16 protein-coding genes, 1 tRNA gene and 2 pseudogenes are annotated in these 22,213 nt (G+C 57.5%); 12 read left to right on the top strand and 7 right to left on the bottom strand.

Translation table 11 applies throughout. The features are described 5' to 3' along the window. Positions 1 to 72: 72 nt before the first annotated feature. Positions 73 to 1,656 (top strand): aldehyde dehydrogenase (NADP(+)), encoded by a 1,584-nt coding sequence (locus V0R60_RS13160; protein WP_330079847.1) that lies wholly within the window; start codon positions 73 to 75, stop codon positions 1,654 to 1,656. Positions 1,657 to 1,723: 67 nt separating this feature from the next. On the opposite strand, the gene V0R60_RS13155 is transcribed toward V0R60_RS13160, so the two are convergent. Next, positions 1,724 to 2,473, bottom strand: coding sequence for a FadR/GntR family transcriptional regulator (locus V0R60_RS13155; protein ID WP_136478191.1), 750 nt, complete (start codon positions 2,471 to 2,473; stop codon positions 1,724 to 1,726). Positions 2,474 to 2,622: 149 nt separating this feature from the next. On the opposite strand from V0R60_RS13155, the gene V0R60_RS13150 reads away from it, so the two are divergent. The 3 genes from V0R60_RS13150 (at position 2,623) to V0R60_RS13140 (ending at position 6,673) form a co-directional block, all read left to right on the top strand. Then, complete coding sequence (locus V0R60_RS13150) at positions 2,623 to 3,138, top strand: sigma-70 family RNA polymerase sigma factor (protein ID WP_136478192.1); 516 nt, start codon at positions 2,623 to 2,625, stop codon at positions 3,136 to 3,138. After that, positions 3,125 to 4,102, top strand: coding sequence for a FecR domain-containing protein (locus V0R60_RS13145; protein WP_330079846.1), 978 nt, complete (start codon positions 3,125 to 3,127; stop codon positions 4,100 to 4,102). The genes V0R60_RS13150 and V0R60_RS13145 overlap by 14 nt, the downstream gene beginning before the upstream one ends. Before the next feature lie 96 nt (positions 4,103 to 4,198). Further along, positions 4,199 to 6,673 (top strand): TonB-dependent siderophore receptor, encoded by a 2,475-nt coding sequence (locus V0R60_RS13140; RefSeq protein ID WP_136478194.1) that lies wholly within the window; start codon positions 4,199 to 4,201, stop codon positions 6,671 to 6,673. A gap of 48 nt (positions 6,674 to 6,721) precedes the next feature. Here V0R60_RS13140 and V0R60_RS13135 read toward each other — a convergent pair whose 3' ends face one another. From V0R60_RS13135 to V0R60_RS13125, 3 genes are all read right to left on the bottom strand, one after another. Then, positions 6,722 to 7,882 carry an MFS transporter gene (locus V0R60_RS13135; protein ID WP_203543378.1) on the bottom strand — a complete coding sequence of 387 codons (1,161 nt, stop codon included), beginning with the start codon at positions 7,880 to 7,882 and terminating at the stop codon, positions 6,722 to 6,724. Between the two features lie 121 nt (positions 7,883 to 8,003). Continuing rightward, positions 8,004 to 8,147 (bottom strand): hypothetical protein, encoded by a 144-nt coding sequence (locus V0R60_RS13130; protein WP_168198419.1) that lies wholly within the window; start codon positions 8,145 to 8,147, stop codon positions 8,004 to 8,006. Between the two features lie 77 nt (positions 8,148 to 8,224). Beyond that, complete coding sequence (locus V0R60_RS13125; protein WP_136478196.1) at positions 8,225 to 9,442, bottom strand: MFS transporter; 1,218 nt, start codon at positions 9,440 to 9,442, stop codon at positions 8,225 to 8,227. 343 nt (positions 9,443 to 9,785) lie between these two features. Between V0R60_RS13125 and V0R60_RS13120 the strand changes: the two genes are divergently transcribed. After that, the gene (locus tag V0R60_RS13120; protein ID WP_330079845.1) at positions 9,786 to 10,730 is read left to right on the top strand and encodes a FecR family protein; all 945 of its coding nucleotides are present in this window, start codon (positions 9,786 to 9,788) and stop codon (positions 10,728 to 10,730) included. A gap of 131 nt (positions 10,731 to 10,861) precedes the next feature. Here the strand turns inward: V0R60_RS13120 and V0R60_RS13115 are convergent. Then, positions 10,862 to 11,134: pseudogene (locus tag V0R60_RS13115) on the bottom strand (TonB-dependent receptor plug domain-containing protein); the annotation flags it as partial. A 91-nt stretch (positions 11,135 to 11,225) separates the two neighbouring features. Between V0R60_RS13115 and V0R60_RS13110 the strand changes: the two are divergent. From V0R60_RS13110 to V0R60_RS13080, 7 genes and pseudogenes are all read left to right on the top strand, one after another. Then, positions 11,226 to 12,832: pseudogene (locus V0R60_RS13110) on the top strand (TonB-dependent siderophore receptor); the annotation flags it as partial. Positions 12,833 to 12,925: 93 nt separating this feature from the next. Continuing rightward, positions 12,926 to 13,002 (top strand) — tRNA-Met (locus V0R60_RS13105). Between the two features lie 334 nt (positions 13,003 to 13,336). Beyond that, the gene (locus V0R60_RS13100; RefSeq protein WP_330079844.1) at positions 13,337 to 13,834 is read left to right on the top strand and encodes an RNA polymerase sigma factor; all 498 of its coding nucleotides are present in this window, start codon (positions 13,337 to 13,339) and stop codon (positions 13,832 to 13,834) included. Between the two features lie 43 nt (positions 13,835 to 13,877). Further along, positions 13,878 to 14,858, top strand: a complete 981-nt coding sequence (locus tag V0R60_RS13095; RefSeq protein WP_256658275.1) for a FecR family protein — start codon at positions 13,878 to 13,880, stop codon at positions 14,856 to 14,858. Between the two features lie 336 nt (positions 14,859 to 15,194). Continuing rightward, positions 15,195 to 18,134 (top strand): TonB-dependent receptor domain-containing protein, encoded by a 2,940-nt coding sequence (locus V0R60_RS13090; RefSeq protein WP_330079843.1) that lies wholly within the window; start codon positions 15,195 to 15,197, stop codon positions 18,132 to 18,134. A gap of 87 nt (positions 18,135 to 18,221) precedes the next feature. Continuing rightward, positions 18,222 to 18,983: a Slam-dependent surface lipoprotein gene (locus V0R60_RS13085; protein ID WP_330079842.1), complete on the top strand. Its 762-nt coding sequence runs from the start codon at positions 18,222 to 18,224 to the stop codon at positions 18,981 to 18,983. Positions 18,984 to 19,076: 93 nt separating this feature from the next. Further along, entirely contained in the window at positions 19,077 to 20,573 is a 1,497-nt protein-coding gene (locus tag V0R60_RS13080) for a surface lipoprotein assembly modifier (protein WP_330079841.1), read from the top strand. Positions 20,574 to 20,583: 10 nt separating this feature from the next. Here the strand turns inward: V0R60_RS13080 and V0R60_RS13075 are convergent, their stop codons facing one another. Both V0R60_RS13075 and V0R60_RS13070 read right to left on the bottom strand, forming a co-directional pair. After that, positions 20,584 to 21,537: a FecR family protein gene (locus tag V0R60_RS13075; protein WP_330079840.1), complete on the bottom strand. Its 954-nt coding sequence runs from the start codon at positions 21,535 to 21,537 to the stop codon at positions 20,584 to 20,586. 51 nt (positions 21,538 to 21,588) lie between these two features. Then, positions 21,589 to 22,206 carry a LysE family translocator gene (locus tag V0R60_RS13070; protein WP_136478202.1) on the bottom strand — a complete coding sequence of 206 codons (618 nt, stop codon included), beginning with the start codon at positions 22,204 to 22,206 and terminating at the stop codon, positions 21,589 to 21,591. Positions 22,207 to 22,213: the final 7 nt, after the last annotated feature.

Raw genomic sequence — 22,213 nt, 5'->3', positions numbered from 1 at the left:
CGCACCGCTTGAGTCTCGTAGAGTCATACGATGTCGGTTATCCAACCTTACTTACAGAGCCAGGAGATTTCCATGCCCACCGTTCTCGGCCACAACTTCATTGCCGGCGCACGCAGCGCTGCAGGTACCCAGCAGTTGCAAAGCCGCGACGCCCACAGTGGCGAAGTCCTGCCGTTCACCTTCATCCAGGCCACTGAAGCTGAAGTGGACAGTGCTGCGCGCGCAGCCGAAGCCGCTTTCGTACAATTCCGTCAACTGAGCCCGGCCCATCGCGGTGAGTTTCTGATGGCCATCGCCGACGAGCTAGACGCCCTGGGCGATGACTTCGTCGCCATTGTCTGTCAGGAAACCGCCCTACCCCCGGCACGTATCCAAGGCGAACGCGCGCGTACCAGCGGACAGATGCGCCTGTTCGCGAACGTGTTGCAACGCGGCGACTTTCTTGGCGCGCGCATCGACCTTGCGCTGCCCGAGCGCAAGCCAATGCCACGGGCCGACCTGCGCCAGGTGCGCATGGGTGTAGGCCCGGTCGCAGTGTTCGGCGCCAGCAACTTTCCACTGGCTTTCTCCACCGCCGGTGGTGATACCGCCGCCGCTCTGGCCGCGGGCTGTCCAGTGGTGTTCAAGGCGCATAGCGGCCATATGGCCACGGCTGACCACGTTGGTTGCGCCATCGTTCGCGCCGCCGAGCGTACAGGTATGCCTAAAGGTGTGTTCAACATGATTTTCGGTGCCGGTGTCGGCGAATGGTTGGTCAAGCATCCAGCAATCCAGGCGGTTGGCTTCACTGGCTCACTGAGCGGCGGCAATGCCCTGTGTAAAATGGCCGCCGAACGCCCGCAACCGATTCCAGTATTCGCCGAAATGTCGAGCATCAACCCAGTCATCCTGCTGCCCGAGGCGCTGACCAGTCGTGGTGAAACCGTTGCTCGCGAGTTGGCAGCCTCGGTGGTCATGGGCTGCGGCCAGTTCTGCACCAATCCTGGACTGGTGCTGGGTGTCAGCTCACCAGCGTTCAGCGCTTTCCAAGCGCATCTGCAGGAGCAGATGGCAATTCAGGCGCCACAGACCATGCTCAATGCCGCAGGCTTGCGCAGTTACAGCAAAGGCCTGGAACACTTGCACGCTCATGCAGGTATCAGCCATCTGGCAGGACAGCCTCAAGAGGGCAATCAAGCTCACGCGCAGTTGTTCAAAGCAGATGTTGCGCTGTTGCTTGAAGGTGATGAGCTGCTTCAAGAAGAAGTGTTCGGTCCCACCACCATCGTTGTCGAAGCGCGCGATGATGCCGAACTCAAGATTGCCCTGCAGGGCCTTCGCGGCCAGCTGACAGCGACTTTGATTGGCGAACCCGGCGACTTGCAGGACTATCAGTGGCTGGTACCGCTGCTGGAACAGAAGGTTGGGCGGATTCTGGTCAACGGCTATCCAACCGGGGTCGAAGTCTGCGATGCCATGGTCCATGGCGGCCCGTATCCAGCTACTTCCGATGCCCGTGGCACCTCGGTTGGCACCTTGGCAATAGACCGATTCCTGCGCCCAGTGTGCTATCAGAACTATCCGGAGGCCTTGCTGCCAGACGCCTTGCGCAACAGTAATCCACTGGGATTGAAACGCCTGGTCAACGGTGAATGGTCGGCAGATCCGATTGCCTGAATGAGCTTCAGGTCCGGCCCGCCAAGAACGGGCACCTCGCAAGGGGCGGTTGGAACCGCCCTCATGCCTACTGCTGTTGCGCCTCGGCCTCTTCGTGAGCCAGGCGCAGGCGCTCGCGGCTGTTGGTCAGGTGCAGGCGCATGGCTGCACGCGCCGCATCAGCGTCCTGGCGGGCGATGGCCTCATAAATGGCTTCGTGTTCGTGGCTCAGCCGGCTCATGTAGTGCTGCTGGTCATCATGGGCCAGCCGTGCCGAGTTCAAGCGGGTGCGCGGAATAACGCTGGTACCCAGGTGAGACATGATGTCGGTGAAATAGCGATTGCCGGTGGCCATGGCAATCTGCAAGTGAAACTGAAAGTCTGAAGCCACCGCGTCGCTGGCATGGGCCGCGCTTTCATTGAGTGTATCCAGCGCCTCGCGCATCGCTGCCAGCTGTTCGGCACTACGGCGCATGGCAGCCAGACCCGCCGACTCCGTTTCCAGGCTGATTCGCAACTCCAGCACCGCCAGCACTTCGCGCAAGGTAACGATAGTCGCCGGGTCGATGCGAAAGCCACTGGGGCTCGGAGTATCGAGCACAAAGGTGCCGATACCATGACGAGTCTCCACCTGCCCTGCAGCCTGCAAGCGGGAAATTGCCTCGCGGACCACCGTACGACTGACGCCCTGCTCTTCCATGATCGCCGATTCGGTCGGCAACTTGTCGCCGCGTTTGAGGTGGCCGTCGCGAATGCGCTCGGTGAGGATGGTCACCAGCTCCTGAGCCAGGCTACGCGGCTTTCTGCGGGCTCGCGGCAGTGCACTGTGGTCTTTCATATCGAACATCTGTCCCGAATATTCTTCAACCCGGATGATAGCGCAATCGGTTGTACGATCACATGCAGCAAAAGCATTGCTGCTTGCGGATCATGATTGCTAGAATGAGAACGATTAACAATCATGTTTTTATCAAGGTTCCCGCGACGATGCAGTCCAGTGAGACACTGCAGTCGACCGATGTCGACCTGCTCTACCGCACCCATCATTCCTGGCTGCGCAGTTGGCTTCGAGGCAAAGTAGGGTGCCAGGAGCATGCTGCCGATCTTGCCCAGGACACCTTCGTTCGCCTGCTCAAGGCACGCCACGCTGCGCCACTCAAGCAACCCAAAGCCTACTTGAGCAGCATCGCCCGGGGTTTGATGATCGACCAGTTCCGGCGCAAGGCACTGGAGCAGGCCTACCTTGAAAGCCTAGCGGCACTACCGCAGTGCGAAACGCCGAGCGAAGAACAACGCCTGATCATTCTCGACACCCTGGAACGTCTTGATCAGTTGTTACAGCAACTCAAACCGCGCACGCGCCAAGCCTTTCTACTGGCCCAACTCGACGGCATGAGCTGTCCGAATATCGCGGAGCAATTGGGGGTGTCCAGGGCAACGGTGGAGCGTGACCTAGCCAAGGCCCTGTCCACCTGTTATCGGATGCGCTATGCCGACGCCTGATTCATCTCCCAAGCAGCAGCATGTCGACCAGGCTATCGAATGGCTGGTGAAGTTGCGTTTCGACACCCCGACAGTACAGACCAACCAGCGCTTTCAACGCTGGCTGGAGCAGCCCGAACACGCTCAGGCCTGGCAACGGGTTGCCCAGATGAGTGATGAAATCACCAGCCTGCCTGCGTCGCTCGCTCGCAACACCCTGCAAACCACCGAACGCCGACGTATTAGTCGGCGGGACAGCCTCAAGCTGCTGGGTCTACTCACAGTGGCTAGCAGCTTGGGCTGGATCAATCGTGATCGGCTCGGGCTCTCACCGCTGCTGGCTGACAATCACACCGGTACTGGCGAGCAGCGTACGCTCGACATCCAGGATGGCAGCCAGATCAAACTCAACACCGACAGCGCTATCGATCTGCATTTCAATCCGCACCAACGTTTGCTGACGCTGGTGCGTGGCGAAATCATTGTCGATGTCAGCAACGATACTGCCCATGGCAACGCCCGGCCGTTTCGTATCCAGACCAGAGATGGTTATCTGGAAACTCGCGACAGCCATCTGCTGGTACGTGAAAACTCCAACGGCATGCTCCTGGCAATCAAGCGCGGCGAAGTGAAGATGTATCCAGGCGCCGCCTCGGCGAGCAATGTGCCGCGTATCGTCTATCCGGGCGAAACGCTGTTGTTCGATGCCCAGGGACAAGTTCGCCAAGCCTTGACTCACAGTGACCCCTGGGGCTGGAGCGATGGCGTGCTCAGCGTCCAGCAGATGCCGTTGGGCGAGTTTGTCACTGAACTTGGCCGTTATCGGCCGGGGCTGCTGCGTTGCGCCGATGAGGTCGCGGCGCTCAAGGTCTCAGGCACCTACCAGTTGGCCAATACCGACCAGATCCTCAACCTGATTGCCCAATCGCTGCCAATCCGCGTCGACTACCGCACGCGCTTTTGGGTAAGCATTTCAGCATCCTGAAAATTGCAGAAAAATAAATGAGGTGGAATCTCATTTCTGTTCGGCCTGAAGGAATAAAGCCAAAACGCTGCCACTTTGTACCTTCAGGAGTTGTGCATGATGTCCCCTCGATTCATTCAACGCACCCGTTTGCGACGGGCCGTACATGCCGCACTGGTTGGTGCAGTGATAGCCAGTGCCGTTGTTGTTCCGCAGCTGGCCCATGCTGCCCCCGAGGGCAGCGGCCAGACCCAACAATGGAACATCGCCGCGGGCCCCTTGGCCCCGGCACTGGACCAGTTGGCGCGCCAGGGCCATCTGAATCTGTCGTTTGACGCCAGCAATCTGCAGGGTAAACACACCTCCGGCGTACGGGGCAATTACGATAGCAGCCAGGCGTTGAGCCTGGTGTTACAAGGCACCGGCGTGCAGATCCAGCAACAAGGTGCCAGCAGCTATCTGTTGCTTGCTCCGATCGATGCGGGCAGCGCCATGCAATTGGCCCCTACCAGCATTGGTGCCGAACGCCTGGGTGAAACCACCGAGAATACCGGCTCATATACCACCGGGGCGGTGACCATCGGCAAGATGCCCCAAAGCCTGCGACAAACCCCGCAATCGGTGACGGTGATCACCCGCCAGCGCCTGGATGACCAGAACATCACCAACCTCACCACCCTGCTCGAACAAACCCCTGGCGTCGTGGTGGACTTCACCGACAGTGAGCGGGTCAATTACATTTCCCGCGGCTATACAATCGACGCCATCCAGTACGACGGCGCGACTGTGGTGCAGGGCAGTGGCGGCGGGTCGTTCATCCAGAGTGATGCTGCGATCATCGACCGCGCCGAAATCCTGCGCGGAGCGACCGGCATGCTACGCGGCGCTGGTAACCCTTCGGGCACTGTCAACCTGGTGCGCAAACGCCCTACGCGCGAGTTCCAGGGAGAAGGCAGCGTCACGCTTGGTTCGTGGAATGCCCAGCGCTACGTTGCCGATCTCTCCGGACCACTGACCGAGACAGGCAACGTGCGCGGACGGGTCATCGCCGTGCATGATGACAAGGACCATTTCCAGGATGCGCGAATGGAGCGCAAGGAAACCTTCTACGGAGTGCTCGCGTTCGATCTGGACGAGCAGACCACCCTGACCACCGGCCTTGAATATGCATCTCTGGACGCTACCGGGGCCTGGGGCAACCTACCGGCCAATTACGACGGATCTCCCCTGCCACTGGGTCGCAGCACCTACCTGGGGGCCGACTGGAACCATTGGGACCGAAGCAACCTGCAAAGCTTCGCCGAGCTGGAGCACTTTTTCGACAACGACTGGCGGCTGAAACTGATGGCCACCCAAACTCATTTCCAGTTGGATGACCACGGCTTCAAGCAAACCTATTTCACCCGCGCCAGCGGCACCGCCAACCCGACCAACAATCCTTACCTGATGAACTATCAGGTCACTGAAGGCGATGGTGGTGAAAGCAAGCAGAACAACCTCAGCGCCACCCTCAATGGCCCCTTCCAGTTGTTCGGCCGCACACACGAACTGATGGTCGGGGTTGAGCGTATCCGCAACGACTCCTACGCCTCGGCCACCAATTTCACCACCTCAGGTGTATTCGACATTCGCGAATGGGACCCCAAGTACAGCCTGCCTGAACCGGACATCAATATCACCGCCCATCCCGTGCGAACGCGTACTACGCAGCAAGCCGCCTATGCGACGTGGCGTATTTCACTGGCCGAACCGCTGACCGCAATCATCGGTGCTCGTGCCAACTGGTATGACTACGAGCAGGAAAACAACACCCGTAGCAATGGCAAATTCAGCGTCGACAATAAAATCGTGCCCTATGCCGCACTGATCTACGACCTCAATGACAATTTCAGTACCTACGCCAGCTACACGGAGATTTTCAACCCACAGACCGCCACCGACATCAGCGGCGGCGTGCTCGACCCGGTAACGGGCGAAGCCTACGAAATGGGGATCAAGGGTGAGTTCTATGAGGGTCGGCTGAACACTTCGTTCGCGATCTTCCGTATCAACCAGGTCGGCAATCCTCTCGATGATCTCAGCGGGCCCTTCCCCTGCCCGCCAAACTACGCCAGCGGCTACTGCAAAGTGGCAGGGGGCAAAAACCGCAGCGATGGTTTCGAACTGGAAGTTTCAGGTGAAGTGCTGCCGGGCTGGCAGGTCTCCGGTGGCTACACCTACAACACCACTGAGTACCTGAAAGACACCGTCAGCAACACCGGCAACGCAATCCGCACTACCGACCCCAAGCGTATGCTCAAGTTGTTCACCAGCTACCGTTTGCCGGGTGAGCTGAGTGCATGGACAGTCGGCGGCGGTGTCCAGGCCCAGAGTGATATTTATGCACGCAGCGGCAATGCCGAAGCCTCGCAATCGGGCTATGCGGTGTACAACGCCCTGCTCGGTTACCGCTTCAACGAGCACTACTCGCTGCAGTTCAACGCCAACAATGTTTTCGACAAAAAGTACTATCGCCAAGCTCGGCCGACAGCAACCGGCTACTACTTTGGCGACCCTCGCAACTTCAACGTGACATTGCGCGGAACCTTTTGACACCAGACTCTACGCAGCCCATGCCGCCACAACCTTAAATAGCATCGCCTACCGAGCCGCTGCTCTGAGCCGGTAGGCCTTGCGATTGGCATTGCGAGCAAAGCAGACGAACAGCGCCGCCATGGCCGCCAGTGCCATGGGCAAGCCATGGGGAGCAACTTCCATTGCCGCGCCACTCACCAACGGCCCGACCAGACTGCCGACGCCCCACAGCAAACCAACACTAGCGTTAGCCGTGACCAGATCCTGCCCCTTGAACTGCTGGCCAATCAAAACCAGCGCCAAAGTGTAGACCCCACCGGCAACAGCACCCAGCACCACCAGCGCCGGCCACAGCAGCCATTGCACTTGCAACAGCCATGGCAAGGCAATGCCGATGAGCATCGCCACGACGCCACAGATCAGGTGCACTCTGGTTCGCTCACTGCGGTCCGCCAGCCAGCCAAGCGGCAACTGGAACAGCATGTCACCGGTCAGAATCACCGTGACCATCAACGCTGCCACGCCCACCGCAAAGCCATGGCTTGAGGCATACACCGGCATCAGCGAAAGAATCACCGCGTCGAAGAAAGAGAAGAACAGCACGCCCATGCACAGGGCCGGTGCCACCTTGAAGAACCCTGCCAGAGAAAAACTCTTCTCGGCTTCTTCACCATGTTCCACGTGGTCGTCTGGCACGGTCAACACAATGCAGATCAGGGCCACGCCATAGCAGGCAGTCACCACTGCTGTCACCCAGGCGCTTTGCGCGCCGACCAGGGCCAGCATTGCCGGGCCAAGCATCTGGAAGCCGGTGAAGGCCGTGGCGTACAGGGCCATGATTTTGCCGCGGTTGTGCTCCGGACTCAGTTCGTTGACCCATGACTCGCCGAGAATGATCGCAATGCCCATACCGACACCCAGCCCCAGGCGCAGCAACCCCAGCAAATAGAGCGATGAGAACGCCCATTCGAGCAGGCCGATGCTCAAGGTGCACAGACCAAAGCAGAGCAAATAGATAGTGCGCCGAGTCAGATGTCGACAACAGGCATCGACCATGAAAGCCGAGAGCATCATTCCTGCCGCCGGAATCGCCGAGAGGATGCCGATCTGCAGGGTGCTGGCACCTGCCTCGAGCAGTCGCAGGGACACCAATGGCAGGCTTGCCCCAAGACTGAAACCAACCACCGAAACGGCGAACAACAGGCCCGCCAGAAAACGCTTGTTCATTACTACTCCACTCACCGCCTCCGGCGCGATATCGCTCCCGGGCGCGGCTAGACACGACCATGAAAATGTTCAGGTGCACAACGACCGGCCACGGCTAGACACCGGGCGAATAACGGCCTTGTTAGAGGGCGTGGAGGTGTGGGGAGAAGGTAAAGGCGAACAGCACACTGCGCCGACGCTTGAGGACAGTATCGCTCGGCCAATCGCAGCAGCGGGTCAGGATGACCGGCTGGCAGAACTGGTAGGAGTGTTGGGAGCGATTCATCAATCGGTTACACATGTGAGGACGGGCGGCACTCTAGGAGAACCAATGCCACCCGTCAATAGCCCGATCTTGAGCCTTCAGCGCTTTGCGGTAGACGGTAGCAAAATCGCCAGCAGGCCGAACAACGGCAGGTATGAGCACAAGCTGTAGACGTATTCGATGCCTTTGAAGTCGGCCAGGTAGCCAAGCAATGCGGCACCGATACCGCCAAAACCGAACATCAAACCAAAGAAGATCCCGGCGATCATGCCGACATTACCCGGCACCAATTCCTGGGCGTACACCACAATGGCCGAGAAAGCCGAAGCCAGGATGAAGCCAATGACCAGGCTGAGGACGCTGGTCCAGAACAGGTCGACATAAGGCAGCAGCAGAGTGAACGGGGCAACACCGAGGATGGAGAACCAGATCACCGCCTTGCGTCCGATACGGTCACCAATCGGTCCACCGAAGAACGTCCCGGCGGCCACAGCGCCAAGAAACAGGAACAGGTACATCTGTGAACTGGCAACCGACAGATCGAACTTCTCGATCAGGTAGAAGGTGTAATAGCTGGTGAAACTGGCCATGTAGAAGTATTTGGAGAACACCAACAGCGCAAGCACCACCAGCGCTCCGGTCACTCGACCGCGCGACAAACCATGAGTCGCCGCTTGGCCAGCCTTGGCCTTGAACACGTTCAAGTGCTCGCGGTACCAACGACTCAAACCATAGGTAACCAGCACCGCAAAGACCGCGAACAGGCCGAACCAGACCACATTACCCTGACCAAACGGAATGATGATCGCTGCCGCCAACAGCGGGCCGAAAGCCGAGCCGGCATTGCCACCCACCTGGAAAGTCGACTGCGCCAGGCCAAAACGACCGCCCGAGGCCAGTCTGGCAATACGCGAAGTTTCCGGATGGAAGGTTGAAGAACCGATACCTATCAAGGCCGCCGCAAGCAGGATCATGGCAAAACTGCCGACGTAAGCCAGCATGACGATCCCCACCAACGTACACAGCGTACCCAGCGGCAGCAGGTTCGGCATCGGTTTGCGGTCTGTATAGAAGCCTACCCAGGGTTGCAACAGCGATGCTGTGACCTGGAACGTCAGGGTAATCATGCCCACCTGGGCAAAGCTCAGGTCGTAGTTGGCTTTGAGCAGTGGGTAGATCGACGGCAGCACTGCCTGGATCAAGTCGTTGATCAGGTGGGCCAGCGCACACGCGGCGATGATCCGCATTACCAGCGGGCTGCTCTGGGCAGCCGGGGCGCTTACGGGTGTAGGGGACGAGGCGCTGCTGACAGCCATGACAAAGTCTTCCATCCGGTGGTTGGGATCCAATTATCCAGAATTCGTTAGCAAGCGCACTATTATTTTCGACGAGCGTTACATCTACGCACTTGTTAATAATTCTCAATAACGTTAGCATTTTCTTCATCACCCACCGCTCCTGCCTCTCAGAGCAATCCGCACGCCATGTCCAACGATCCGGACAATCGCAGCCTAACGCTGCTTTATCAGCAGCATCGCAGCGAACGGACATCGCCGCGCGACTGGGCCTCGATCCTCGCGCCGTGGAGCGTCATTTGAACAAAGCCCTGAGCCATTGCGCAGCGGCCGCCCTGAATACTTCACGCAAGACTGAACAGCCATGAACACAGCGCCAAATTCAGCTGAACCGACCGAAACTGGCGACCGTGAACAACAGGCACTCGACTGGTTCACCAGGCTGCGCGCCGATGACCTCGACGATGAGCAAATGCAAGCGTTCGAGCGCTGGCGTCTGACGCCGGAAAACGCCCGGGTATTTGCCGAAGTCGAGTTGTTCTGGCAGCAATTGGAAATGCCAGCCCGCCGCCTGCACAAGATCGAACGGCGCAGCGCCCCTCGCTCCTGGGGCGGCTGGGCGGTAGCAGCGAGCATCTTGCTGATCAGCGGACTGGTCATGCTGCAACTTCCTCTGCTGCAACGCTTGAACAGTGATGTGGCCACCGCTCCCGGCGAGCGTCGGCAGATTCAGTTGGCCGACGGCTCCAAGCTGACACTTGGCAGTGCAAGCGCCGTGGATATCGACCTGCGTGGGCCCGTGCGCAAGATTCGCTTGGTCCAGGGGCAGATGTTCATTGATGTAACCCACGATGGCCGTCCCTTTGTGGTGGACGTCGACGAGGCACAGGTTCAGGTGCTGGGCACGCGTTTTTCGGTGAGCCGTGGCCACGATCATGATGAGGTGGTGCTGCTCAAGGGCAAGGTCGAAGTCAGCAGCGGTAGTGGCGACAAGCGCATGCTTGCTCCTGGCCAGCGCTTGACCCTGAGCGGCAGCCGCCTGGATCAGGTCGAAAATGTCGATGCCGAGCGCTTGCTGGCTTGGCGCAGTGGACAGTTGCGGGTACGCGAAGTCCCTTTGCGCGATGTGCTGCAGCAACTTGCCGATTATCAGGGCAGCCGCCTGCTCTACATCGACGAGCAGGTTGGTCGGCGTCTGGTCAGTGGCAGTTTCAACCTTGACCAGGCCGGGGCTGCCCTCGATGCCCTTGCCAGTAACCAGAACCTGCACATCGACAACCTTGCAGGGCAATGGATCATCGTTCGCTGATCTGGGCGAAGAATATTTTTCCGCGCACTCGGTAATTCCTGATTCTGCTGCGTCAGACCTCCACATAAGAAGCATTAACATTTGTATTCTCTGGGGGAGGACACATGCAGTACCCACGCGATTTCGCTTTCACGCGCTAGCCGCTTACCCGCGCCGGCGCCCAGGCCGTCACGGGTGACGATGATCCCCGGGGCCGCCTCGAGGGCATCGCTGAGGTTGGTAAGACGTTGGTCATCGAGGCGCTGGCGGGTCATCACCGTTAGCGATTGCGGGGTTTCCTGGGGCGTCAGGTTCAGGCGTGTCGAGCTGCTTGAGGAGTAAGTGGTGTAGAGCCCGGTGCCTTCGGTGGTGGAACCGGGCGCCTTACCGGAAATACTCATGGCATCCAGCTGCAATGCACCGCTCAATTCCATCGGCAAATCGACGACGAAGCTGTCGGCGTTGGGCTGGCTAAAACGAGCGTTGCTGCCTGCGGTGAGTGCTTCCAGCGCCTGGGCTGCGACCATCAACCTTATTCGCAAACGCCCGACTGCCGAAGGCCAGGCCAGCATCACACGCGCGTCAGATGTTTCCGGGCCGCTGACCGAGACAGGCAACATTCGCGGTCGCCTGGTCGCTGACTACAAGACCGAAGGCGCTTGGATAGACCGTTACAAAATGGAGAGTCAGTTGCTTTATGGCATCAGCGAATTCGACCTGAGCGAAGACACGCTGCTGACCCTTGGCTTTAGCTATCTGCGCACCGATGTCGACTCACCTTCGCGTACCGGTTTACCCACACGCTTCAGTACAGGTGAGCGCTCCAACCTCAAGCGTGCGATCAACAACGCACCGACCTGGTCATACAACGACCATGAACAGACCAGCTTCTTCACCTCACTGGAACAGCAACTTGGCAACGGCTGGAGCGGCAAGATCGAATACAGCCATTCCGAGAACAAGTTCGACGAAGTGTTCGGCTTTCTCATGGGTGACCTGCACCCTGACGGCAGCGGCCTGAGCCAATTGCCGGTGCGTTTCTCCGGCACCCGCGTCAGGACAACCTCGACCTGTACGTCACCGGTCCGTTCAGCCTGTTCGACCGCGAGCACGAGTTGATCGGCGGCGTGACGTTGTCCAGGTACAACGAAAACGTCCCAAGTTGGGGCGGATGGCGCTACGACTACAACGCTACCCCTGGCGCGGCAATCGACAATATTTTCGACTGGGACGGCAAACAGCCCAAACCGGACTTCACCATCAGCGGCAAGTCCTCCATGGAGGAAACTCAATACGCGGCCTACCTGACCTCGCGCCTGCACCTGACCGACGACCTCAACCTGATTCTCGGCAGCCGAGTAATCGATTGGAAGCGTGACAGCGAAGACCGCCCATACGGCACCGCCAGCACCGAGGTCAATCGTAAGGAAAGCGGTGTATTCATCCCCTACGCCGGTGTGGTCTATGACCTGGACGAAACCTGGGCGTTGTATGCCAGCTATACCAAGATCTTCAACCCGCAAAGTTCCTGGGTACGCGACGAAAACAATCAGCCACTCGACCCCATGGAAGGCGTGGGTTACGAAGTCGGCGTCAAGGGCAGTCATTTCGACGGCAAGCTGAACTCGAGCATGGCGCCGTTCAAGCTGGAACAGGACAACCTGGCAATCTGGCAACACGACGATGTCTATGAGGCCAAGCAGGACACCACCTCCAAGGGCCTGGAGCTGGAGCTCAACGGCGAGCTGGCCGATGGCTGGCAGGCATGGGCGGGGTACACCTATACCCTGACCACCGACAACCAGGATGAACGCATCGCCACCCTGATGCCGCGTCACAGCTTCAAGACGTTCACCAGCTACCGCCTGCCTGGCGTACTGGACAAGGTCACCGTGGGCGGTGGGGTCAACTGGCAAAGCAAAGTCGGTCTGGACCTGCACAACTTTACCCAGAGCAGCTACGCACTGGTCAACCTGATGGCACGCTACGACATCAGCGAGAACCTCAGTGCCAGCGTCAATCTGAACAACGCCTTCGACCGAGAGTACTACTCCATGGCCTCGTCATACGGAAATTACGGCGCACCACGTAACCTGATGACCACGTTCAAATACGACTTCTGAACCGATGATCGGCTAAGCGGTTGATCGTGCGTAAAATTTTTTGAAAAGATGTGTTGACACAACATCGTTTCAAGCGAATAATGCGCGCCACTTGGCTACATAGCTCAGTTGGTTAGAGCATAGCATTCATAATGCTGGGGTCCGGGGTTCAAGTCCCTGTGTAGCCACCAAGTACCGATTCATAGATGTCTACAGCAGTCTGTGAATCACCTCAAGAAGCCCGCCTAGTGCGGGCTTTCTTGTTTCTGGCTCTACGCCTCTGCCCCCACTCTGTCCTTTCCCTGCCCCTTGATGAAAATCGAACCCAAGGGTAGCTCCATGGTGAATGGGAATCTGCTCACGATGGACATACATGACCACGCAGGGCGCACAGCAGTGGCTTTCCAAAACATCGAGACGCCTGAGACAACATAGCGCGCCCTGAACCAATACTGGCTTAATGAGAAAGATTGTCATTATACTCTGCGCTCTCCCGGTTCTGCCCGAGCAAAGGAAAGCGCTGCCGTGCTGGAAAAATTGTTCACTCAACATTCGTCTGCCCTGCACCGCTATCTCTTGCGAAAGAAATGCACACCGAGCCTGGCCTCCGATCTGGTGCAGGAGACGTTTCTGCGTCTTGCTCAGTTGGAGAATCTGGAGAGTGTTCTTCGCGCACCGTCCTATCTGTTCCGGGTCGCGCACAATCTGATGATTGATCATTATCGACGCTACGGCGACAAGCGCTTCGACAACGATCCAGCAGCGTTCTTTGACACGCTGGTCGACGAAACCAGTCGCCCGGAAGAACAAGCCATCGATACCCTGGAACTGGAGCAACTGGAAAGTCTGCTTGAGCGTATGCCATCACGTACCCGCGACGTGTTCCTGCTCCTTCGTGTCGAGGGCATGACGCACAAAGAGACCGCGCGCTATTTACGGATATCTACAAGCTCTGTACAAAAACACATGGCGATGGCTCTGGCCAAAATCGGCAGGGCGCTTGATCCAGGGCCAGAGAATTAGGCCTTGTGGATTATAAAAAGCAAGAAGGTAACCAGACTAAACCGTGAAAGCTTCCCCCCAGAGTATCGACCCGATAGAGCACGAAGCTGCCGATTGGGTGGTGCGCCATCGCCAAGGCCAGCTTTCATCCCGAGAGTTGAAGGCCTATCGCCGCTGGCTGGCTGCAGACCCTTTGCACGCTGCTGCCGCGCAGCGAGTTGATCGCGCCTGGCAGGCCAGCGCCCAGCTCAAACAGTATCGCGGCTACGTAAAACCCCAACGCCCACCGCGCCGCAGCTGGCTGCAAATGCCACTGGTAACCGGTAGCACCGTGACGGCATTAGCACTTGGCTGCTGGATGCTGCTGGCGCCACCCTTCTGGCTCCAGGCCATAAGCAGCGACTACCACACCGGCTTCGGTGAAGTACGCCAGATCACCTTGGCAGATGGCAGCCAGGTAGAGCTGGGTAGCCACAGTATTCTGAACATTGCCTATGGCGATCAGCGTCGCGTCGTACACCTGAGCCAGGGCGAAGCCGTGTTCACGCCTGCTCCTATGAACGAACAAGAGCAGCGACCCTTTACGGTCAGTACGCCTGGCGCAGATATCACGGCTCGCGGTACTCGGTACCTGGTAGGTGTGGGGGACAATCGCGAAGGCTGGGTAGGAGTGTTGCAACACCGGGTGGAGGTCAATCTGGTCCAGCGCGAGATCAACGATGTGGCCGGTTCGACCTGGCTCGACGAAGGCAATAGCCTGACGTTCAGTCCCTTGCAAGGCCTGACTCCTTTGTCGATCTCCCCGCAAGAGCTGGCAAGTTGGCAAGAAGGTCGCTTGGTGTTTCAACGCGAATCCCTGGCCAACGCGGTCTCGCGCATCAACCGTTATCGAACCGGTCTGGTCATGGTCAAGGGCGAGGCGTTGCGCGATGTCCAGATCAGCGCGGTAATGCGCCTGGATAACCTCGACGACGCCCTCCAGCGCCTGGCAACACAAGCCCATGCCCGCATTATCGAGTTTCCAGGGTTGACGCTGATCTACTGAAGCCAGCAAATAATTCAACTAATGAATAAAAAACAAAATATATAGACCTTAACGATCTATCGCATTTCCAATGCTGGCCCGTTCTTACTACACGTAAATAAATCTTATTTGCTTTTAGTGAGGCCGGTTTTGCAAACGTAAGAGAACAACAACAAGCGCAAGTCATCCACGCGCACACCTCTGGCGCTGGGCGTACAGCTCGCCGTATTGGCACTGATCGCCGAGGCAGCAATACTCCGTCCAGTGCTGGCCAACCCCACCGAGCCTGCAGCACACACCATGCCCCAGGCCGCTGTCCATACCTTCAACGTGCCCTCAATGGCACTGGACGAAGCATTGGTACTGCTGGCCCGTCAATCCGGCGCCGAGCTTTACATTGGCAGCAGCAACTTTGCCGGTGCTTATGGCAACCCGGTCCAGGGTCGACTGTCACTGGACGCTGCCCTGCAGCAATTACTGGCCAATCAAAATGTAACCTACAGCGTTGCCGGGGAGCCGGATCGACCGGTCATTCAAGTGCAAACGGCTGCAGCTTCAGCGGCTACCAAAGACGACCTGCACCCCACCTACGTACATGGCATGGAGTACCAGGAGTCACGCGACGAGAAGGGTTACAACGATATCTACGACCAGGATATTTCCTCGGTCTATGCCGGCAAGGAACAGATCGAACGCTACAAGGGCGCCGCCCCTGCCGACCTGTTCAAGGGCATGCTCAATGTCTACAGCGGCGACGCTCGCAACAGCGGCGCACTGGACCCGAACATCCGAGGCATCCAGGGACCAGGGCGGGTACCGCTGACCATCGATGGTACTGAACAGGCATTGACGGTTTATCGCGGCTATATGGGCGCCAGCAATCGCAACTACATCGATCCCAACCTGATTGGTAGTATCAAGGTCATCAAAGGGCCAAACCTTGAGCGCAATGTTTATAGCGGTGTCGGTGGCGCAGTAGTGGCCAGCACCCTCAACGTCGATGACGTGCTCAAGGAGGGTCGTGAGTTCGGCGGCGAATTCAAAATCGAGGGCAGCAACAACTCGGTTTCGCCCAAGCTGCCGACGCTGATGACCGGGCAGATGCCCGGCCCTGACTACAAGTACTTCCCGATCAGTTCCTATTTCGACCCATCGCTGTACAAACAGCCGCGGACCAGCAGCAGTAACGGGCTGCTGTCCAGCGACGACTATGCCTATCGCCTTGCCCTGGCAACGCGACAGGAAAAATTCGAGCTGCTGACCGCCTACGCCTACCGGGAAAAAGGCAACCATTACGCGGGCAAGAACAAGAGCGATTTCTACTCCACTGGAAAGCAGGTCAACGGCCGCTGGGACTACATTCCCAACCTTGCGAACATCTACAAACCAGGCGATGAGGTGCCCAACACCTCCAGCAAGATGGAATCGTGGCTGGGCAAAGCAAAACTCAAAATCGATGTAGGCCAGTCTCTGGAGTTCGGCTACCGCGACACTGATTCGCTGTACGGCGAAATCCTACCATCGCGGATCTCGTTCTTTACTCCCGGCAGCCTATATGACGCAACGACACATGGGGTGCCACAATGGCCACTTAGCCATGTGCAAAGCAAAGCCTACAACCTGGAGTACAAACTAAAGCCTGAGGGTAATCCGTGGGTGGATTTTTACTCCAACCTTTGGGCCACCAATACCCGCAGCGACACTTACAGCAGCGGTGGCGTTCCCAATCAGACCACCATGGCTGATCCAGCCTTCAGAAACACCGCAGTGGCAAACGCCAAACATGACCGTGTCGGCCTGACCGCCAGCAACACGTTCAAACTGCTCGATAGCCTCGATCTGACCCTCGGCGGTAGTTACCAGCACGAAAAGCTCAGCTCTAACGACGACTACTACGATACGGCGATCAGCACCACACTGCGTATGTACCCGCGGGCTGGGCGCAGGGAAGAGCAGGAATACAATTTCAATTTCGATTGGCGCCCAGTGACCTTTGCTCGTTTCAATGCCGGGATGCGCTATTCCTCTTATTGGGCTTTTGATGATTATCTGAAGGAGAGCCAAGAGCGTAATGGCATTACCAAGGCAAATGTGCAAACCGGCCAGCAAGTTGCTTACACCACACAAAAGCTCCTGACAGAAGCTGAATGGGAAGCAAAAATCGCCAAAATAATTGAAAGCTCCAAACCCTTCTGGGACATGTTCGGTATGACGGAGGAACAACGCCAAGAGGATATAAGAATAACCAGAGAGCAAACCCCACGCCTTCAGGAAACCCAACATCTAGCGGACTGGGCGCACAATGGTAAAGGTAAATATTCTCGCAGCAACAACCCCTGCGTTAACTTCCAGGACCCCCGGGAAAAAATTATTTCATGCAGCAATTACGAATATGGGTACGGCGAAATAGATGCAGACGGCAACCCCGTCAACTATGAAAAAGATGTAAGCGCCAAGCATCAAAGGGATCATGGCTGGACACCGACACTCTCTGCCACGTTCTACACCTCTGAAAATGGCCGGGTCTATCTACGTTACAGCGAAGCCTTGCGTTACCCGAGCATGTTTGAAAGTACTATCGGTTTCTCTTCCTCAATGAACCCATGGGGACTAGAGCCAGAGCATGCGCATAATTACGAAGCCGCCTATATCCACAACCTGTCTGGCCTCGGCGGCAGCGAAATTGCCGACATCAAGCTCAGCTATTACCACAACACCACCAAGAATGTGATTGAGCGCAGCCCCCAGATGCGCTTCTCCAACCTTGAGAAGCAGACCACTGCAGGCCTTGAGCTGCAGGGTCGCTACGATAACGGACGCATCTTCACCGATTTGAGCATCGGCCATGTATTAAAAAATAAAGTCTGTGATGAGAGCTCGGCTATCTCGCTCGACGCAACGGGCAGCACCTCAAATTGCGTAGATGACGGTTTTGTCGGCGGTTATCTGGTGAGCATGGCAATGCCTGAATGGTCAGCCAATCTGGGCCTAGGTGCAAGATTCTTCGATCGTAAGCTGGAAGTTGGCGGGCGAGCCATCTATTACCGTCAACATGAAAGCAAATTTTATGATAACTACGGTCAAAGTGCCATGATTAGTTATTACCTGAATACACCCATGTCATGGGACAAGATTGTCACCTATGACGCCTACATAAACTACAAGCTGACTGATGACGCTTCAATAGAGTTGACCGGCACTAACTTAAGCAACCTCTACTACATCGACCCACTGACCCGCTCGGCGATGCCCGCGCCCGGCAGAACCCTAAAACTTGGACTGACCGCAACTTTCTAAATCGGAGGTATCAAACGGGTGGCTAACGCGCTACCTGGCAAGTGCTTGACGTGTTGAATTAACTCAAATTACTTAATGGATTATGAAATGAAATCTTTCAACTACACCGTACTGGCAGTTGCACTTTTTGGCCTGACCGGCGTTGCTCAGGCAGCGACTTCGTCCGCACAAAGTTACGACAACGCAATCATCGTTGACGGAACTCAAGGTACAGGCACGCCGAATCACCCTAGCGCCAACGGCGCTCCGGCCGTGGGTGTCAAAGCCTTTTACAACGGCGCGAAGGTTGCCTTCAGCGGCCTTAAAGGTATGGTCGCGACCGATGCCAATGGGGTGACCAGCATTACGCCGGCAATGATGCCTACCTCCCACTCGGCCTTGGGTAATTTTGACTTCAAACAAGTAGCGAGCCAGCAGGTGTACTACGGCGAGTGGTCGCAGAACGGTGTCCACAACGATCCGACCCGTGCTGTTTACTACTCCGGTGACACGGCGGGTCGCGTATTGCCCACGGCCAGCGTGACCTACGCGGTACAGGGCATCAACAACTACTCCGGCGCCAACCTGTTGTCCGGTGACCTGACCGCGTCGTTCGGCACGGCCTCGCCAACCTTGACCGGTGCGTTGAGCAATAGCGCGCTGAAGGTTTCCCTGGCAGCCAATATCAACACCGCTGATGCCAGCTTCAGCGGCGCAGCACAAGCACTGAACCCAACCACCAACGCCCAGCTCTCCAAAGGCACCACCCAAGGTAGCTTCTTCGGCGCAGGCGCCACCGCGTCGCTGGCCGGTATCGCCAAGTTCACCGATCGCAACTATGACACTGCATTCGGTGGCGTTCGCAAGTAAGTAGTGGGTTGAACCTGTAGTAGCACCATAAGCCAGTGCCTGGCGTTCAGGTCCTGGCTTTTGGTGCGCTGAAGTGACTCTGAGAGCCTGGAAATGCCCCAGCCCTATTGCATGCGATCCCTCACGCCGCACCTTATTTCATTTTTCCTGTTGATGTTCACCACAGCGGGCTTCGCTGCCGACCAGGACACCAGTCTGCGCCTGAACCAGTCCATCGAGTACCGCGCCAACCAACAGGAACGCGAGTTTCTAAAGGACGAACTACCTAACGACACCGCCGCGCCGCTATTGAACATCAATGGCCAGAACTACAGTGTCGGCAACAACCTGGATGAATTGGGACGCGCCGTTTATCTGTCAATCGAACGCCAGCAATGGCTGCACGCCAAGGACTACCTCAAGCGCTACACCACCCTGCCCGGCCACGACCCGATGCTCACCGCTTATGCCAATGGTGCCTTGGCCCGCGCCGACGGCGACCTGGAAAAGGCTGAGCACTACTACCGCCAACTATTGGGTATGCAGGCCGACTTCCTTCCAGGGCGCCTGGAGTTGGCGCGCGTGCTGTTCGAAAACCGCAAGGACCGCGACTCCAGTGCGGTATTCGAGCAGATCAGCAGCAGTCTCAGCCCTGCGGATGCGCAGGCCATGGGCTTGGGCAAGACTGTCGACAGCTTTCTCCAGGCTCTGGATCACCGCGAAGACTGGCAAGGGTCGCTCGCCATAGGTCCAATCTGGAGCGACAACCTCAACCAATCCTCCGAAAGCACGGTGACCTACCGCATGGATACCGCGGAAGGCACCTATTTGATCAAGCGCTCACTACCTAAAGCGGTATCTGCGCAAGGTGCAGATTACGAGGCCACACTGAACAAACGCGTGGCCATCCGCGGACACCATGGCCTGTTCGTGCGTTCGCTGCTGTACGGCCAGGCCTACGATAAGGAGAGTAAATATAACGAGGGCACACTGATCAACAACGCCGGTTACAGCTATCACGACGCTCGCAATCAGTACTCGTTGGGCCCCTCGTTCGAGTTCAACACAATTGGCGACAACGCCATGTACAGCGCCTGGGGTTTGCGCGGCGAATGGATGCATACACTATCACCCACACGCATGTTCAAGCTCGAAGGCGAATACAAGGACATGGTCTACAAACACGATATCAACACTAATCTGGATGGTGATATCAGCTCGGTGTACGCCACCCTGTGGCAGGCTTTGCCCCGGCAGTGGACGCTTTTCGGCGGCTTGGACATCAGCGACCGCAACAGCCAGGACCGTACTGCCGCCTATTTGCAAAAAGGTTTGCGCCTTGGTGTCGCCAAGGACTTTGGTGTTGGCGTCAATGCAGTGTTGTTCGCCTCCTACCGCAAGCGCCAATACGATGCTTACAGCGCCATACTCGATGCGCGTCGCAACGACGATGAACAGAGCTACACCTTTATTCTGCGTGCTCCACGCCTGGCAGTGCACGACATCGTTCCCAGCCTGACAGTCAAGTACAACAAGGTAGACAGCAACATCGACTGGCTGTATGCGTACGACAAAAACAGCATAAGTTTCAAACTGGAAAAGCAGTTCTAGCTGGTTTCGCCTACGGCCGTTCCAGCGCAACGCGGGTGATCCATGGTGTGTAGTATTCAAGCCTGATTGGCAGGCTACGCGCCAGCAAGCGCAATGCCCGCTGACTGTCGTCGGCAGGTAGTACTGCCGTGACCTGCAGCACTTCAAGTGCCTCGGCGTCATACAGCAAATAACCATGATGATTGCGCGCCAAGCGTTCGAGCACCTGACTCAAGGGTTGCTCGTGAACCAGCAGTTGATGCTGCAGCCAAGCCTGTTCCAGCGCGGCGGGATCAATGCTCTGCGGTGCGCCCAACCCTGTAGCGTTGAAGTGCACTTCCTGCCCACCGTGGACAACCAAGCGCTTGCCATCGCTTTCGACATGCGCGGTGGAATCGATCATCGCTACACGGGTGGCATCACCAAGCTGCTCGACGACAAACCGAGTGCCCATGACACTGACGCTGCCATGCTCGGTCAATACCAGGAAAGGCCGCGTGGCATCCTTGACCACATCCATCCGTACTTCCCCTTGCACCAGGCGCACAGTACGGCGTTGAGCATCGAACTGTAGATCCACGGCAGTGTTGCCATCAAGGCTGATAAGGCTGCCATCGGGTAGTTGTTGTGAGTGCCACTCGCCATTGTTGGTACGGATGTCCGCCAGCAAGTAGGACGGCGGAAACTGTTGTATCGCCAAGCCGACCGGCAACAGTAGTAACGCTGCCAGAGCCAGCGCCTTGATTGGCTGACGCAGGGTGCGCCGTCGGACGATGCCGTCCAGAGCCACCCGTGCAGGTTCGCGGGACAACTCATGCAACGCGGTCAGACTTCCCTCCAGTCGTTCGATGGCCGCCAGGTGCTCTGGATCAGCGTTGAGCCAGTCACGAAAAGCATTGCGCTCGACCGTATCGACCTCACCGTCCAGGCGCACCAGCCATTCGGCTGCCTCTTGCAGCGCTTTCACAGAAGGTGACTTGTTCATGAGCGTTTGTCGCTGGCGGCATGACACTGCAACACGGCCGCTGTCTGCGCGTCACCGCGCGTTGGCCAGAACCACCGCCAATCCAAGGCCAATCAAGGCCACGCCAATGACTCGATCGACCAGCAATTGCCGATCGAGCATGATCCGACGCAAGGACGGCGAAGAGAAAAATACCGCAACCAGACTGAACCACAGCCAGTGAGCGACGGACATGAACAGACCATAACCAAGACTGGTTGCAAGAGAGCTACCCGGTTGTACAACTTGAGTGTAGGCACTGACGACGAACAACATGGTCTTGGGATTCAGGGCATTGGTCAGAAACCCTGAACGCAAGGCTGTGCCTACCCCAAGCTGGTTGGAAGCCGGGTCGCCATCGAGGGAAATGCATGTGCGATTGGTCAGCGATTTGTAACCGAGGTAGATCAAATAGCCCGCCCCCAGCACCTTCATCGCCAGGAACAACGAAGGGGTCTGACTGATGATCAGGGCAATGCCGAGGATCGTGTACATCACATGCACCTGCACCCCCAGCGCGATGCCCAGTGCCGCCGACAAACCGGCACGCCTGCCAAAGGCGTAACTGCTGCGTGTGACCATGGCAAAGTCCGCGCCCGGGCTGATCACCGCCAGGATGGTGAACAAGGCAACGGCGATGAGTTCATTCACGAAAAGC

Source organism: Pseudomonas auratipiscis (assembly GCF_036324085.1).
Taxonomy (GTDB): Bacteria; Pseudomonadota; Gammaproteobacteria; order Pseudomonadales; family Pseudomonadaceae; genus Aquipseudomonas; species Aquipseudomonas auratipiscis.
This window is presented reverse-complemented; position numbering and strand designations above follow the sequence as displayed.

Coding starts and splice junctions, on each gene's coding strand:
- V0R60_RS13160 (WP_330079847.1), top strand. CDS start 73: ATGCCCACCGTTCTCGGCCACAACTTCATTGCCGGCGCACGCAGCGCT.
- V0R60_RS13155 (WP_136478191.1), bottom strand. CDS start 2,473: ATGAAAGACCACAGTGCACTGCCGCGAGCCCGCAGAAAGCCGCGTAGC.
- V0R60_RS13150 (WP_136478192.1), top strand. CDS start 2,623: ATGCAGTCCAGTGAGACACTGCAGTCGACCGATGTCGACCTGCTCTAC.
- V0R60_RS13145 (WP_330079846.1), top strand. CDS start 3,125: ATGCCGACGCCTGATTCATCTCCCAAGCAGCAGCATGTCGACCAGGCT.
- V0R60_RS13140 (WP_136478194.1), top strand. CDS start 4,199: ATGATGTCCCCTCGATTCATTCAACGCACCCGTTTGCGACGGGCCGTA.
- V0R60_RS13135 (WP_203543378.1), bottom strand. CDS start 7,882: ATGAACAAGCGTTTTCTGGCGGGCCTGTTGTTCGCCGTTTCGGTGGTT.
- V0R60_RS13130 (WP_168198419.1), bottom strand. CDS start 8,147: ATGAATCGCTCCCAACACTCCTACCAGTTCTGCCAGCCGGTCATCCTG.
- V0R60_RS13125 (WP_136478196.1), bottom strand. CDS start 9,442: ATGGCTGTCAGCAGCGCCTCGTCCCCTACACCCGTAAGCGCCCCGGCT.
- V0R60_RS13120 (WP_330079845.1), top strand. CDS start 9,786: ATGAACACAGCGCCAAATTCAGCTGAACCGACCGAAACTGGCGACCGT.
- V0R60_RS13085 (WP_330079842.1), top strand. CDS start 18,222: ATGAAATCTTTCAACTACACCGTACTGGCAGTTGCACTTTTTGGCCTG.
- V0R60_RS13080 (WP_330079841.1), top strand. CDS start 19,077: ATGCCCCAGCCCTATTGCATGCGATCCCTCACGCCGCACCTTATTTCA.
- V0R60_RS13075 (WP_330079840.1), bottom strand. CDS start 21,537: ATGAACAAGTCACCTTCTGTGAAAGCGCTGCAAGAGGCAGCCGAATGG.